Source organism: uncultured Porphyromonas sp., assembly GCF_905372525.1.
Lineage (GTDB): Bacteria > Bacteroidota > Bacteroidia > Bacteroidales > Porphyromonadaceae > Porphyromonas.
In genome coordinates this window covers 1-15,326 of the sequence record NZ_CAJPPN010000054.1, presented here as the reverse complement: position 1 = coordinate 15,326, position 15,326 = coordinate 1, and the positions used below count along the sequence as shown (strand labels likewise).

8 protein-coding genes are annotated in these 15,326 nt (G+C 56.3%); all 8 read left to right on the top strand.

The genetic code is table 11. From position 1 onward, the window contains the following. Positions 1-457 precede the first annotated feature (457 nt). Positions 458-2,137 carry a BACON domain-containing protein gene (locus tag QZ170_RS08400; protein ID WP_297179860.1) on the top strand — a complete coding sequence of 560 codons (1,680 nt, stop codon included), beginning with the start codon at positions 458-460 and terminating at the stop codon, positions 2,135-2,137. 114 nt (positions 2,138-2,251) lie between these two features. Beyond that, positions 2,252-3,913, top strand: a complete 1,662-nt coding sequence (locus QZ170_RS08395; protein ID WP_297179855.1) for a BACON domain-containing protein — start codon at positions 2,252-2,254, stop codon at positions 3,911-3,913. Positions 3,914-4,002: 89 nt separating this feature from the next. Further along, positions 4,003-5,667, top strand: a complete 1,665-nt coding sequence (locus tag QZ170_RS08390; RefSeq protein ID WP_297179853.1) for a BACON domain-containing protein — start codon at positions 4,003-4,005, stop codon at positions 5,665-5,667. Positions 5,668-6,786: 1,119 nt separating this feature from the next. Beyond that, on the top strand, positions 6,787-8,442 hold the full coding sequence (locus tag QZ170_RS08385) for a BACON domain-containing protein (protein ID WP_297179850.1): 1,656 nt from the start codon (positions 6,787-6,789) through the stop codon (positions 8,440-8,442). 71 nt (positions 8,443-8,513) lie between these two features. Further along, positions 8,514-11,312 carry a S8 family serine peptidase gene (locus tag QZ170_RS08380; protein ID WP_297179847.1) on the top strand — a complete coding sequence of 933 codons (2,799 nt, stop codon included), beginning with the start codon at positions 8,514-8,516 and terminating at the stop codon, positions 11,310-11,312. 12 nt (positions 11,313-11,324) lie between these two features. Beyond that, the gene (locus tag QZ170_RS08375; protein WP_297179844.1) at positions 11,325-12,293 is read left to right on the top strand and encodes a PorV/PorQ family protein; all 969 of its coding nucleotides are present in this window, start codon (positions 11,325-11,327) and stop codon (positions 12,291-12,293) included. Positions 12,294-12,640: 347 nt separating this feature from the next. Further along, the gene (locus tag QZ170_RS08370) at positions 12,641-14,284 is read left to right on the top strand and encodes a BACON domain-containing protein (RefSeq protein WP_297179841.1); all 1,644 of its coding nucleotides are present in this window, start codon (positions 12,641-12,643) and stop codon (positions 14,282-14,284) included. A 705-nt stretch (positions 14,285-14,989) separates the two neighbouring features. Continuing rightward, on the top strand, positions 14,990-15,208 hold the full coding sequence (locus tag QZ170_RS08365) for a hypothetical protein (RefSeq protein ID WP_297179839.1): 219 nt from the start codon (positions 14,990-14,992) through the stop codon (positions 15,206-15,208). Positions 15,209-15,326: the final 118 nt, after the last annotated feature.

The following is a 15,326-nucleotide window of genomic DNA, read 5'->3' as shown; positions in this document are numbered from 1 at the left end:
GGGGAGGGATGGAGGTTTTTTCGTGAATGTTTGCATCGTAAGGAAGTATTTTATAACTTTCGGGCAGAATTCGAGGGAAAGCCTCTCGATATAAGTCATAATAATAATGGATAATCAAGTATTCCCTGAGATGATCAAGGATGATTGAGACCCAGGGCTGTAAAGCCCCTGCATGAGACTGGGTTGGCCGCCCAGTAGTGTAGATCTAGGAGTCTTGTCATTCACTTTACGAAAGTAAATCCTCCTACTCGGCCACATTCTTCTACTAATATGTCCACACCGCGAGGGTGAGGAGCTGGGCTCAAAGCCCGTATAGTCTCTTGTACCCTTATCCCTTCGTACGTCTCATACTCCCCACAGTAGGGCTTTTGGCCTAGTGGGTGTGGTATCTACATTCCTCTCTTGACTTGGGTAGTCCTACCCGAGCCTCCTGTTACATTCAAATGAAAAGAGAATTATGAGACACTTATTTAAGTATACGCTCGGATTATTAGCTCTCCTATTTGCCGTCTCATCGTGTAAGAAGAACGAGATAGAAGAGCCCTCCCTAGATCTATCGACAGCCTCCCTGACCTTCACAAAGGCTGCTTCGGATCAGACCCTCAACGTGCAGACCAACAAGGATAATTGGAATGCCTTCGTCGCAGGTCAGAGTGACTGGATTGCCCTCGAGCAGCAGGGTACAAGCCTACGGGTAAAGGTCACCGCTAATACCGGAGGGAACGAGCGCCGCTCCACCATCGTCGTCAATGCTGGTGGACTACAGAAGCAGGTCTCTGTGAGCCAGAGCGCCGGAGATGCTGTCCTAGACCTGTCCAAGGCCGAGCTAACCTTCGAAGCTAAGGGAGGCACGACACCCGTCTCCTTCGGTAGCAATGCCTCGGGGATCAAGGTCGAGGTCACTACAGGTGCTGACTGGCTCTCTGTCGGCTCTGTCTCCCAGAATAGCTTCGCCGTCACAGCCAAGGAAAATACCGCTAAGGGAAGTCGCGAAGGTAAGGTTACCCTGACCCTCGGGACGACGATCAAGGAGCTCAAGGTCACTCAGGAGGGTACGGCTGTCTACATCCTGCCCTTCCTAGATAAGTACCCCGCCAACTATAGAGAGGTCTACAACTACGAGATGTCTCGCGGGAGTGCCCTCATCTCTGTCCCCGATGGGCTCTTCAATACGACGACCTACCGCTTCGTCACCAAGAGCGAAGTGATGCCACTCATCCAGTATGAGTTCGCCTCAGCTACGAGCCCCAACTTCTCCAAGTCCTCCGTCCTTTCGCTCGACCCCAAGCTGGTCGAAGAGCCTGCCTTCGAGGAACAGCTGAAGAAGTATGGCTTCGTGAAGGGAACGCCCTCCGGCGATAGGAAGACCAAGCTGCTGGTACCCTACACCAATGACAAGATCAGCCTAGGCCTGACCATCACGATCCAGCCTAACGGTGCTCAGCTTGACTTCGTCTACAAGCCCGTACAGAAGGATGCCTATGAGACCTTCAAGGGTCTCCCCATGCTCAAGATCGGCGAGGTCCTCAGTAGCCGTACTGAGAAGGTCAATAGCGGTAAGAAGCGTGCCGATGTACAGAAGCTCGAGGAAAAGAGTACGCTGAATACACAGATGAGCAAGAAGGAGCTTGACTTCTTTGATGTGCCCACCACTAGCTCCTACGAGACGGAGTTTGTCCGTGGCTACTTCTATGTCGTAGAGGGCTCCGGTATCCCCAAGGGTGATGAATACATCGACTGCATAGAAGAGGTGCTCGCCCTCTATCCGAAGTTCACCCTAGGCTTCTGGCAGGATAAGGTAGACCAGAAGTTCTATCCCACGAGGGAGTTCGAAAAGCTCATGGCTGATAATGGGTATCCCTTCCTCCGTGTGAATAGAAACTTCTATATCTACTACAGCGACACCGCCAAGAAGGCCTACTTCGTCGGTACTGGTAAGTACAATGATAAGTTCGTCCTAAATGCTCACCTAGCTATCGTCAATCTAGGCAAGAAGTCGAGTGCGCTACTGAGCATCCCCCGAGGAGCCGGAGACTACAAGGCCTACTTCAAGGCTCTTGATCGAGAAGAGTATGAGCTCAATCAGCAGCTCGACCGCATCACCAAGCGTCTCGAGAAGGCTCTCAAGGCTAAATAGTCACACCCCTTCCTATAGCGAAATTCCCTCCGTCCAGCACCTATTGGGCGGAGGGATTTCCCTTGAGGGGGTATCGTTCATATCCATTCACACCCTAATCCACTATTTTCATCCATGAGACGGATACTAAGCCTCGCTATGGGGCTCTTCGTCGGCCTCCTCTTTCTGTCTGCTTGCAAGAGCAATAGCGATATAGAGGAGCCTACCCTAGAGCTCTCGACAAGCACCCTAACCCTAAAGCAAGAAGCATCAGAACAGACTCTCACCGTACAGACCAACAAGGAGCATTGGAGCGCCTTCTCCCCCACCGAGGGACGAGGGGGCTGGCTGACGCTCCGACAGGAGGGGCAGACCCTCAGGGTCTCAGCCCAAGCCAATAACGGAGCCGAGGAGCGCTCGGCCGTGATCCTCGTGAGTGCCGGAGGGCTACAGCGTCGAGTAGACGTACGTCAGGCAGCCTCCACCACGATCATTGAGCTGACGACCACCCACCTAACCCTACCCGCTGAGGGCGGGCGAGGACGTATCGTCTACGATACCAATGCCGACAACCCTAGGGCAGAGGTGAGTGCCTCCGCAGACTGGCTCTCCATCCTCTACCAGGCTCGGGGTGTCTTCACCCTAGAGGCTAAGCCGAACGACGGGACACTCCCCCGCAGTGCCAAGGTCACCCTCACTGCAGGCGCCCAGACCCGAGAGGTCGAGGTCACTCAGCGGGCTGCCAAGGAGTATATCCTCCCGATCCAGAAGTTCCCTGCGACGATCCAGGAGGTACTGCGGTATGAGCAGGACCGCTCGAGCTCACTCACTCGTAGCCGAGAGTCCACGAATGCTGTCTACTTCCGCTACGCTACACAGAGTAGCCTGATGCCCCTCCTCGAGTACGAGTATGAGAGTGAGCAGAGCCGAGGCTATCGTGCCGCTAACGTCCTCTGCCTAGATAGCAAGTACCTACGGGGGAATGAGACCTTCCTCGCCTTCCTCCAAGAGCAGGGCTACGAGCGGGTCGCCGGCAAGTCCGCGGACCAGGAGATCTACAAGAACAAGACCCTCCCGATCAACCTCACTGTCGTCTACGATGAGTCGGGGCAAGCCCTACTCAAGACGACCTATTCACCACGTCAGGACAGAGCCTATCCGACCTTTGGGCAGCTCCCGATGACGAAGCTCATCCCTGCAATCAGTGACCGTGACCGAGGTATCCATGGCTGGAAGCAGGCCGAGGTACAGCGCAAGGAGCGCGAGGAATGGCACGGAGTACATAATAAGGGTCTCTCCCGAGAGGGCGAGTACGACCGCTATGATGGGGGGACCTCTCTGGACGGAGAGATCGCCCGTGGCTACTTCTACACCGTAGCCGATGAGAATATCCCAGCCGATGATCCCTTCGTGGGTGAGGTCTCCACGGCTCTGGCTATTTACCCCAATGTCACGTTGGCCTTCTGGCAGGATGCTCTTGGGAAGTATTACCTGACCGATGAGGTCCGGGCACTACTCCAGAGCAAGGGTTATGCCTACCTGCGTACCCTCGATGGGGGATACCACCTCTTCTACAGCTCAGCGGACAAGGTCGCTTTAGCGATACGCCCTGCTATGCTCCAGGGCAAGGCCGTCGTGGAGATACAGGCCTACCTGATCGACCTACAGATGGGAAGCTCTGCACGCCAGCGAGCTAAGACCATCACCGGGGCGACACTACTAGATCACTACCATCGGCTCGCTCAGCAGATCGAGCTTCGGGTGAGACGGACACGGATCCTATCTTCCCATCACTAGCAGATAACTAACGAAGAACATACACCGATACATCATGGTAGACACCTGTGGGGAAGAACCCCTTCCCCACAGGCTCTCCCCACACGCCTATGAAACGAATAGCGAACTACCTCTTAGGGCTACTTGCCCTGCTCCTCCTACTACCCTCCTGCAAGAGCAATAGTGAGGTCGAGGAGCCTACCCTAGAGCTCTCCACGAGTACCCTCACCTTCACCCGAGAGGCTGGGGAGCAAACCCTCACCGTACAGACCAATAGGACGGAGAGCTGGCTGGCGACCTCTCCCAAGGAGGGGGAATGGCTGACCCTCCGACAGGAGGGGCAGACCCTACACGTCGCCGTCAAGCCCAATACCTCGGCTGAGGCACGTAGTACCGTGCTCATCGTCAATGCTGGGGGACTGCAGCGCAAGGTCCTAGTGAGACAGCAGTCGGGCGACCCTATCCTCAACCTCGGTCAGACGAGCGTCTTCCTCCCCGTGGCGGGAGGACGTCAGACGATCTCCTATACGAGCAATGCGGAGGAGCTCCGAGTGGAGGTTCCCGCTCCTGCCTCTTCCTGGCTCTCGGTCACTGAGGCTGTCCGTGGGAGCTTTACCCTCGTAGCACAGCCCAATCCAGAGCAGACCAGCCGCTCCACCCGTCTCATCCTCACCCTCGGTACGACGTCCCGTGAGCTGGAGGTCATCCAGGAGGGTAAGACCGCCTTCATCCTCCCACTGCTCTCCTTCCCCTCTCGTCTCTATAGTGTGATGAGCTATGAGCAGGGTAGGGGACACTACGTCCTAGAGGCACAGCCGGGTGACGAGGATAATCCCACGATCATGCGCTTCATCACCCGGAGTGAGGTCATCCCCTTTGTACAGTACGAGTTCCTCTCGAGCTCTAGCCCGAGCTACTACCATGCGATGATGCTCTATATGGACGAGCATCTCGTGCGGGACAATGCCGCCTTCGATGCCTGCCTCCAGGCCTATGGCCTCGTCAAGGAGCCCGGGGCAAAGGGTGCTCAGAAGGTGCTCTACAAGAGTACCAAGGCCGAGCTACCGATACATCTCCTCGTGACGTTCTTCACCGGCGGGGCTCGCCTAGACTTTGTCTATATGCCTCGTCAGCCAGAGGCCTACAAGACCTTTGCCTCCCTGCCGATGACCCGTATGCATCCCTTCCTCGGCAGTAGACCACTAGGGATCCCTGGGAAGAAGCGTGCCGATGTCCGTGCCTTCGAGCTAGGCGAGGGGAACGAGCCCCTGCCCGGTACCCCAGATAGCCACGACCTCTTCGAGCCCAAGACCCCCTTCGATGGGGAGAATACACGAGCCTACCTCTATGTCGTCTCCACGGAGAAGAACAAGATCCCGAAGAATGACCCCTACATCGATGTCGTCGGTGGTCTAGTGGCCCTCTACGATGACTTCCACCTCGGGCTCTGGCAGGACAAGGTCGATGGTAAGGCCTATCCTACACATGAGTTCCTCACGCTGCTGACCCGGGCTGGCTACCCATACCTAGGGCAACTCAAGGATGGAGCCCAGGTCTTCTACAATAGGGAGAAGCGCCTAGCCTATATCCTATCCCCAGCGGAGAATGATGGGCAGGCCCTGCTGGAGATCATGGTAATCTATATGAACCCCACCTCTGGGGGGAGCTCTATCCGCTACCAGCTAGACCATCGCCGTGCGGTGAGGTCGCTCAGAGATGAGCTCCGCCAGCTCTCCGAGCTCCATCAGCTCTACCGTCTCCGCCGTCGGGGCTAGTGACGCTCCGATCGGTGTGCTTCGACACCTAGTAGGAGCTTATCCCAAAACGAGTTATCCCTCTCTAGGGAGTGCCCAAAAGGGCTCTCGGTAAGAACGCCCTCATCACCTATGTAAGGTGATGAGGGCGTTCCTTATAGGAGCGCAGATGCGCTCTCGGTATGTTCGTTGTGACGCTCTCGGTATGTTCGTTTTGGGGATGGTATATACCTCCCGATAATCACCTCGGCGAAGGGAGACTTGGGGGGCGTATGCTCCTCCCAATTCCCCTTTAGGTAGAGAAGACCAATGAGTGCGGGTTTCCTCCTATGCTACGGCCTACCAGAGCCCCATCCATCCCCGTAGTATCTAGTACGTTATCCCCGAGGAGTCTTGTGTGTCAGCCGTAGGAGGAGCGGGGACTGAGGAAGAAATTTGCTGGATATTTTGTATTTCCAAATACAATTGTCTACCTTTGAACGGAGAAAGGGGTAGTTACTACTCCCCTTAGGAATGAATAAAGAACTTATGAACGAACAAACGAACCCAGACATGCTCTCGGGCTTCTGAAGTTCACGGTGATTGTTATTCACCTACGTCCCCGTGGGTCGGCCCCCCACCACGTATCGTATGAGCCTCAGGAGTCCTTACCTTCACTCTCAAACGTACGCCCATGGCCACAGACATTACACCTTCATCTCCCACCAGCAGAGTAGACTCCACTGCTATACACTAGCTACCTCCTTAGGAAGTCCCCTCCGCCCCCATCCCCTACTTATCCCCAGCACTCTCCCTCCCTCACGATAGGGGAGGCATAGATGGATCGTAGGACACACAGCGATTCCAGAGTAGATACTTTCTTGTTGATACCCCCCATCGCTCCAGTGGTTAGCCCCTAGGCTACCTCAGGAGAATGACACGTAGCATCATAGCTATCAGGTAGGGTATATGTATCCTCTCTACACCTTTCCCCCCACCCCCTAGACGGCATGGTGCACTCGACATCCACTCCAGAGGCACCCCTATCTGTATAGGCCATATAGCTATTATCCAGAGCACCCCAGCTCCCTCCCCCATCTCTGAGCGAGTAGGGCACATGCTCCACTTCCCCCGACCCACTCATACAGTGCTTCATATCACATGATGAGATATAGATTACTCCATACGCTCCTCGCCCTAATGCTCCTAGTACCCCTCTCCTGCAAGCAGCAGTCCGAGGTAGAGGAGCCCAGCCTAGAGCTCTCCGCTACGACCCTGACCTTCGCCAAGGAGGCAGGTGAGCAGAGCCTCACGATTATGACCAACAAGGATACTTGGTCAGCCTTCTCCCCGCAGGAGAATACCTGGATCGCACTTACCCAAGAGGGACAAACACTACGTATACGCGTCCGAGCGAACGACCAAGGACAGGATCGTCAGGGCGCAGTCCTCATCAATGCTGGAGGACTACAGCGACGTGTCTCCATCCAGCAGCGAGCCGCCGAAGCCTACCTCGATATAGCGACGCCCCTCGTCGCCTTCCCCACAGAGGGAGGAGAGCAACAGATCACCTACACGACCAATGTGGAGCCTGTACAGATCGAGCTCCCCAGCTCCCCCGACTGGCTCACACTCAAGCGGCAGACACACACAGGCTTCACCCTCACAGCTAAGCCCAATGCCGGGAAGGCTCGGCGCACAGCGACCATATCACTTACCCTAGGGACAAAGACCCAAGAGGTCTCCGTCGTCCAGGAGGGGAATAGCCCCTATATCTTCCCCCTACTGGACTTTCCCAAGGATCTCTACAGCACCCTTCGCTACGAAGAGCAGCGGGGGCACAAGCTCCTCTACGCCAAGGAGGGGACGGATGAGCAGTACCCGACTTACCGCTTCCTGACCAAGAGCCGGGTGGTACCCTTCGTCCAGTACCAGTACAACGAGATCACGAGCCCGGGCTTCACGATGGCGACCCTCCTCTACACCGACCAGTCCCTGATCAAGGGGAACGCGGACTTCGAAGAGGCAGTCAAGGCCTATGGCTTCGTCAAGGGGACGAGCTCACCAGACAACGTCTATACGGTGTACAACAATGACAAGCTCCCGCTACAGCTCCTCGTGACCCTCTTCACCGGAGGAGCTAAGCTAGAGTTCGTCTACGACCCCGTACAGCGGGCTAAGTACCCGACCTTTGCCCACCTGCCGATGCAGCACCAGACGCTCTTCCTCGGGAGCCGAAATCTGGACAAGATGGGCAAGAAGCAGGAGGACGTCCGCAAGTACGAGACGCAGCAGGGTAGTCGGCGAGATGAGAATACGCCAGGGATGTATGACCTCTTCATCCCCAGCAAGTCCCTCGAGGAGGAGATCGTCCGTGCCTACTTCTATATCATCACCCCGACCCAGCTCGATGATCCCTACCTCTATGTCGTGGAGGATGTCCTGGCCTATTACTCCAAGATCAACCTCGCCTACTGGCTGGACGAGATCGATGGACACTACCACCTGACTCAGGAGGTGCAGGAGCTCTTCACTCGGGAGGGCTTCCCCTACTACGGGCAGACGCAGAATGCTAGCTATGTCTTCGTCAATAGAGCCAAGTCGCAGGCCTACGTCCTACGCCTCTTCAAGTACCGAGGTGACCTCGTCCTAGACATCCAGTCGCACTTCATCGAGATCAATGATGGAGGGGGCTCAGCCCGTGAACTCCTCGCCACGAGCTCTATCGCTCGCCGCAAAGCCTTCCTCCAGCGTCTCGAGGCTCGCAGCCGGCACCTCACTCCACAGCTAAGGAGTGCATCTACTAAGAGAAGATAAGAACCCTCATATAGATAAGGAACCCCAATAATTGGGTAATAACTTCACCCTTTAATTCAAGGAATAGAACAATGAAAAGAACAGTACTGACCCTCTCGCTCCTGGCTGGACTGGCGATCACGGCCTGCCAGAAGGAGCTAGACCAGGCTCCTCCCACAGGTCAGGAGCAGCAGAGCTCTTCCGATCTGCGCTCTGATCGACTCCCCTCCAATCTCCCCACCGCGGGAGCTATCCCCGGGGAACTCTACGTCCGCGTCCATCGCAGTGCCAAGGAGGGCCTCCGAGCCTTCGATGCCGGGAGTAGTACCGCTATGCAGGCACTCCCCTCTCTCTTCTCCTCTACGTTACAGAGACTAGGCGCCAGCTCGATGGAGCCTCTATTCCCCATCGACCCCCGCTACGAAGGACGTATGCGTAGGGCAGGGCTCGACCTCTGGTACGTCGTCCGCTTCGACGAGAAGCAGGACCTGAAGGCTGCTATGCAGTCCCTGATGAGTGTCCCTGAGATCGACTACACCGAGCCTGTCCTCCAGCTAGCATATCCACAGGGAACGCCCGTGGGTGTAGACCTGCCCCCTGCTAGTAGGCATGATGCGACGTTGCCATTCAATGACCCGCAGCTGGCAGACCAGTGGCACTACAACAATACGGGGACAGGAGACCATAGAGTGGCAGGTGCCGATATCGGCCTCTTCAAGGCTTGGGAGACACAAGCTGGGAAGTCCAACGTTATCGTCGCTATCATCGATGGCGGGATTGACACCGATCACCCCGACCTCGTAGACAACCTCTATGTCAACGAAGCGGAGAAGAATGGGAAGCCTGGCGTGGACGACGATAACAATGGGGTCGTCGATGACGTCCATGGGGCTAACTTCATCTCTACCTACAATGGCGGTAAAGGACACCCCAAGCTTTACCCCGATGATGTCTCCCACGGGACACACGTAGCAGGGACAGTAGCTGCTCGGAACAATAATGGTATCGGAGTCTCTGGTGTCGCTGGGGGGAATGGTAGCACAGGCTCGGGTGCCCGCCTGATGAGCTGCCAGATCTTCGGTGTAGAACGTGAGAACGGGAACTCCCAGCGAGCCCTCGTCTATGCGGCTAATAACGGTGCTGTCATCGCTCAGAACTCCTGGGGCTTCCGCTACAACGCTGGGATTACGGAGATCCCTGAGTCCCTCAAGGACGCTATCGACTACTTCATCAAGTATGCTGGCTGTGACGATAAGGGGAACCAACTCCCCACCTCCCCGATGAAGGGTGGGGTAGTCATCTTCGCCGCCGGTAATGATGGTCAGGACTACCGCTCCTTCCCTGGAGCCTACCCACCTGTCATCGCTGTCTCCTCGATGGGGCCAGGATGGAAGGCCGCTCCCTATACCAACCGCGGTGACTGGGTCGACATCATGGCTCCAGGGGGAGATGAAAGATATTCTAAGGGTGGCGTGCTCAGCACACTCTCCAAGAAGATTATGAAGACACAGGAGTACGGCTACATGCAGGGTACCTCCATGGCCTGCCCCCACGTATCTGGTATCGCTGCTCTGCTCGTCTCTGAGTTCGGGAAGCCGGGCTTCACCAACAAGGACTGTGAGATCCGCCTCCTCGGCTCCCTCAAGGAAAAGGATATAGACGCAGAGAACCCCTCCTACAGAGGTCGCCTTGGCCGAGGCTATATCGATGCCTCCATGCTCTTTGCATCCAACAGCGGTATCAAGCCCAAGACAATCACTGATGTCAAGGTAGAGAATATCTCCTTTACGACGGCTGATGTCTCCTGGACTGGTGTCGAAGCCCAGGGTGGGAAGCCTCTGGAGTACCGCTTCTACCTCTCCGAGACCCCTCTGACAGAGGCTAACTATGAGAAGGTCAAGGATGCACTCTATGCCCGTATCAATGGTCTGGGCTACGCCAAGGGGGCTAAGGTAGCTGTACCTCTGGCTGCCCTCAAGGACAATACGAAGTACCATATCGGTGTCGTAGCTGTCGATAGATGGGAGCAGAAGTCCCTCCCCACCTTCGCTGAGTTCACGACGCGTAAGAATAACCCTCCTGTCCTCAAGCTCGAGGCCGAAGGGAAGCTACGAGTCTCCTCTGTCCAGAAGCCAACCTTCACAGTCGCTATCTCTGACCCTGATGGACATAAGTTCTCCGTCAATGTCGGTGGAGAGACCAGAGGGGTGAGCTATGAAGAGGTCAAGGATGGTAAGATGAAGTTCACCCTGCGTGCTGTCGCCGAGCCCGGTAAGTACGAGATCAAGCTCACGGCTACCGATATCCTCGGTGCTAAGTCCGAGCTCACTGTACCCTTCGAGGTCTACACCTACGTCGCTCCTACCTTCAACAGTAGCCAGCAGCCCGCTCAGATCGTAGGCCTATCGCAGCAGCTCCCCATCGAGATCCCAGCCCTCTTCTCCACCAGCACGGAGGGAGTACCTCTGACCTACAAGGCTACGAGCTCTGATGCCTCTGTCGCCTCGGTGAGCATCTCCAACCAAGGCAAGCTCATCATACAAGGGCTCAAGACGGGTACCTCGACGGTCACCGTAGAGGTCAATGATGGCTTCAGCCCTGCGATCCGCACCACGATCCCCGTACGTGTCGTCACGAACGTCTCCGATGTCCTCTACGCAGCCTACCCCATCCCTGCGAAGACGACGATGAACCTCGCCGTCAATCCTAGAGCCGGTCAGGTCACCGTAGAGATCTACAGCCTCCTCGGAGCTAAGGCCTACGAGAACAAGCACAACGTATCGGGTGATGGTACGATCAGACTCTCTGTCGGCAAGCTTGCCCCAGGAGCCTACACGCTGAAGGTGAAGTCTGCCCAAGGCACCACCACGAAGTCCTTCGTCAAAAACTAATCTTCCCTCCCTATGAACAAGAAAGCATATTCGCTGCTCCTGCTGGCATCCCTGCTCTGTGGTACGACACTGCAGGCTCAGAAGAAGGTCGCAGCCACTCGCTCACTTCCCCTGCTGGAGCTGTCGGCTGACGCTCGTACCTCCGCCCTCGGGGGGAACCACTATGGCGAGAGCGATGTAGCCCATATCTACGCTAACCCCACCTCACGTCTCTATCAGGACGGACTCCTATCAGTCTCGGCTGCTGGGCAGTTCTTCGGTAAGGTCGAGGGGCTAGAGGGCTCCCTCGGACTCTATGACGTCACGGCTGGTCTCCGCCTCGGTAACCAGGCCTTCTTCGGCGGCATCCGCTATCTGGGGGGACTGAAGTACTACCCTGTAGACAATAATGGGGTTATCGCCAAGCAGGCTCGTACGCTCAAGGACTATGCCCTAGACCTCGGCTATGCCCTCCGCTTCGGGACGCTCTCGGCCTATGCTACGGGGAGCTATATCTCTACCGATCAGGGGAGCAGTGCCTCGACCTTTGTCTTCGGTCTAGGAGCCTTCTATCGGAGCAGTGAGGAGATCGCCAAGACGGGGATCGACTTCGTCGTCGGGGCTAAGCTTCGCAACCTTGGGCCAAGCTTCCAGCAGCGCGCTCATGGTCCCTCCATCTATCCACCTGCCTCTGTAGGTGCTGGGGGTGAGATCGGCTATGGGGTAGAGGGTGAGCATCATCTGTCCTTAGGGCTCGGTGCGGACTACTTCTTCCTCCCGAATGATGCTTCCTCCCTGCTCATGCACTTCGGAGGTGAGTATCTCTATCACCAGCTCGTAGCTGCACGCCTGGGTTATAGCCTAGATACGAACGGAGCTAAGGCCTTCAGTGTCGGTCTTGGGCTCCGCTACCATCAGTTTGCTCTCGATGGTACGTACATCACTCCTCGGGTGAGCGGGGGGAAGTCAGCCTTCCAGCTGACGCTTGGCTATAGCCTCTAGGCTCATCCCCCTCCACCTCTTTAGCTAGAGGCTGGTTTTCTTTTCATTTTCTTGTTAGGTGGCTGCATCATAGCCTAGGCTACGGTGTGGCCACCTTTACTATTCTCTCGCCTCGGGGTACTGCTTTATGTGAGGGGCGTTGCTTCCCTCGCTATGAGTGTGCTCGGTGGCCATAGGGGAGAGCTTACGGCTCATAGCCCCTACACTTGGTATGCCACGCACTAGGCATAGAGCCCTGCGATAGGGCATATCTCTATACTCTTCTCCTAGAGGGCAGTTTGCTAGAGCTTCATCGGGATAGATGGAGTCTCTGCCCGATCATCCCGTACACATAATTGTAGCGCACTATGAGACAACTATTCAGATCTCTCCTCAGCCTATCTCTCCTCATCATCCTCCTCGCAGCCTGCAAGACGCAGGAGCTACCCGAGGAGGTCACGCTCGAGCTCTCCACGACGAGCCTAACCTTCGACAAGGGGGGCTCGGAGCAGACCCTTACCGTCACGACCAATCGTAGTCACTGGACGGCCACCTCACCTCAGGAGGCCGACTGGGTCGTCCTCACGCAGGAGGGCAATACCCTCAAGGTACGAGCAAAGGCCAACCAGCAGGGGCAGGATCGCCAGGGCTCTGTGATCGTGAATGCTGGTGGCGAGCAGCGCCGAGTCGCTCTTCGCCAGAGTGCCTCCGAGGTGCTCCTCGACCTCGGGGCTAATCGGGTGACCTTCCCCGTAGAAGGGGGACAAGAGGTCGTGACCTACTATGCTAATGTCGAGGAGCTCAGGGTCGAGCTCCCCACACCAGAGAGCTGGCTGACTGTCGATAGTCGGATCAAGGGACGTATCAGCATCACGGCCCAGCCCAACGAGGGGGAGGCACAGCGTACGGCGAAGATCAACCTCTCGACAGGGACACTCGTCCGTGAGATCGAGGTCGTACAGAGCGGATCGATCCAGTACATCCTCCCCCTACAGAAGTTCCCCGCTTCGCTTCAGGACGTGATCCGCTTCGAGCGTAGCCGCTTCAGTGAGCATACACGTACCCGGGAGCGTGGGGAGGTCGTACTCTTCCGCTATGCGACGCAGAGCACGCTGATGCCTCTCCTAGAGTATGAGTTCGAGAGCGAACGTAGTCGAGGCTACCAAGCCGCCATCACGCTCTGCCTGGATGACAAGTACCTACGTGACAACGCGAACTTCGCAGCCTTCCTCAAGGCCAATGGGTATGAGAAGGACAATACCCTCACGACACCCGAGCAGGATGTATATACGAACAAGACCCTCCCGCTGAACCTCAATGTCGCCTACGATCCCTCGGGGCAAGCCCTACTAGAGACGGTCTATATCCCCCGCCAGAGCAAGGACTACCCGACCTTTTCCAAGATCCCCCTCGAGGGTCGTATCCCCCTAGGTAGCTTCCGTAGCCAAGGTATACACGGGAAGACAAAGACTGAGATACGAGCCCAAGAGGTCACCTGGGGCGGTACGCTGGATGATGTCCTCTCCAATACGAGCTACGACCGCTTCAGAGCGACCAAGAGCCTAGAGGGAGAGGCCGTACGGGGCTACTTCTACGTGGCCAAGGATGACAACAAGCCTCAGGATGATCCCTACGTCGGCGAAGTCTCCAGTGTGCAGTCAATCTTCACCGACCTCTCTAAGGCCTTTTGGATGGATGCCCTCGGTCGCTCTTACCTCACCAAGGAGTTCCTTACCCTACTCACCAAGGGGGGCTATAGCTATATCCGTACCTTTGATGGGGGGTATATCGCCTTCTACAATGCGACTAAGCAGTATGCCTACATCGTCCACCAAGCCGTCACGGAGGGTAAGCCCAGCATAGAGATCCAGGCCTACAAGCTCAAGCTCCAGAACTCGGGTAACGTCCGTACGCTCCTCCAGCGAGGTGGCTCTGGGTATACCCTGCTGGATCGTAGACGTGAGCTCATCCGTCAGATACAGCTACGCATAGATCAGACACGTCGCCTGTAGGGTCTTCGATAGCGGTCTCCTTAGGTATGGGCTCGGCCAGATACCTGCAGGCCTACTGAGTCCTATCGGGACTCCGATCGCTCTATCGCTGGGTGTGGGGGCTGACGAGGGGGGGACTCCCTCCCCATCAGCCCCCTGCCTCCTCCGATAGTACCCCGCCCAAAGAGCTGCTTAGCCCTGGGGGAGAGTTCCTGCGATGATGAAAAGCTGTTCCTTCGTATGAAGTCTCCGAAGTGCGAGGTGTATACCATTGCTACCTCGCTTCGCAAGGTCTCTTAGGCATTAGGTGCATACCTCACATTATGTCACTCATCTAAGTCTCTATGATGCGGGTGTGAAGACCTCCGTTCGATAATCTTAATAGGAGTGAGCTGGGAATACCCTTCCGAGAGCTCTATCATAGACCTATAATGTCCTCTAGCGAGGATACGGTATGTTTGCCCCCGTCACCTTAGAATAATAGGTGATGGAGGCAAACTTTTTATATCCTATCCTGCCACCTCAGTACGTCCACTAGCCCCCCCGAGATGTGCGGTACAGCGCGAGCTAGGAGCGGGGGCTACCGCTCCTCCTACCCCTCTTACTAGCGTTGCCCCTCGCCTCACCTTAGTTCTCACCCCTATTGCCGTTGCTAGGTCGGGAATCTAAGAGAGGACGGAGGGTATTAGCCCTAAGAAGCTGTGAAAGTGATTTCCTCCTTAGAGAGTGAAGGTGGATAAGGAGAGCGCCTTTGAGAGCGCCCTTGTAGGTATAGGATGGCAGGACGGATGCACGAGGCTACAGAGAGGTAGAGAGGTCGAGGAGGACGGGGAAATCGGGAGTGTAGGGTGGTCAAAAAAAAACAGAGGGGATGGAGTGGTTAGGAGCTTGGAGAGGTTGGGGAAGGCGATGAGGCTGGAGTGGTTAGGTGGGTGGGGTGGTTAGGAGCTCGGAGAGGTTGGGGAAGGCGGGGAGGCTGGAGCGGTTAGGAGGGTAGGGTGGTCAAGGAGTCCAGAGGGAGGTGGAGAGGTTGGAGTGGTTAGGAGGGTGGGGTGGTCAAGGA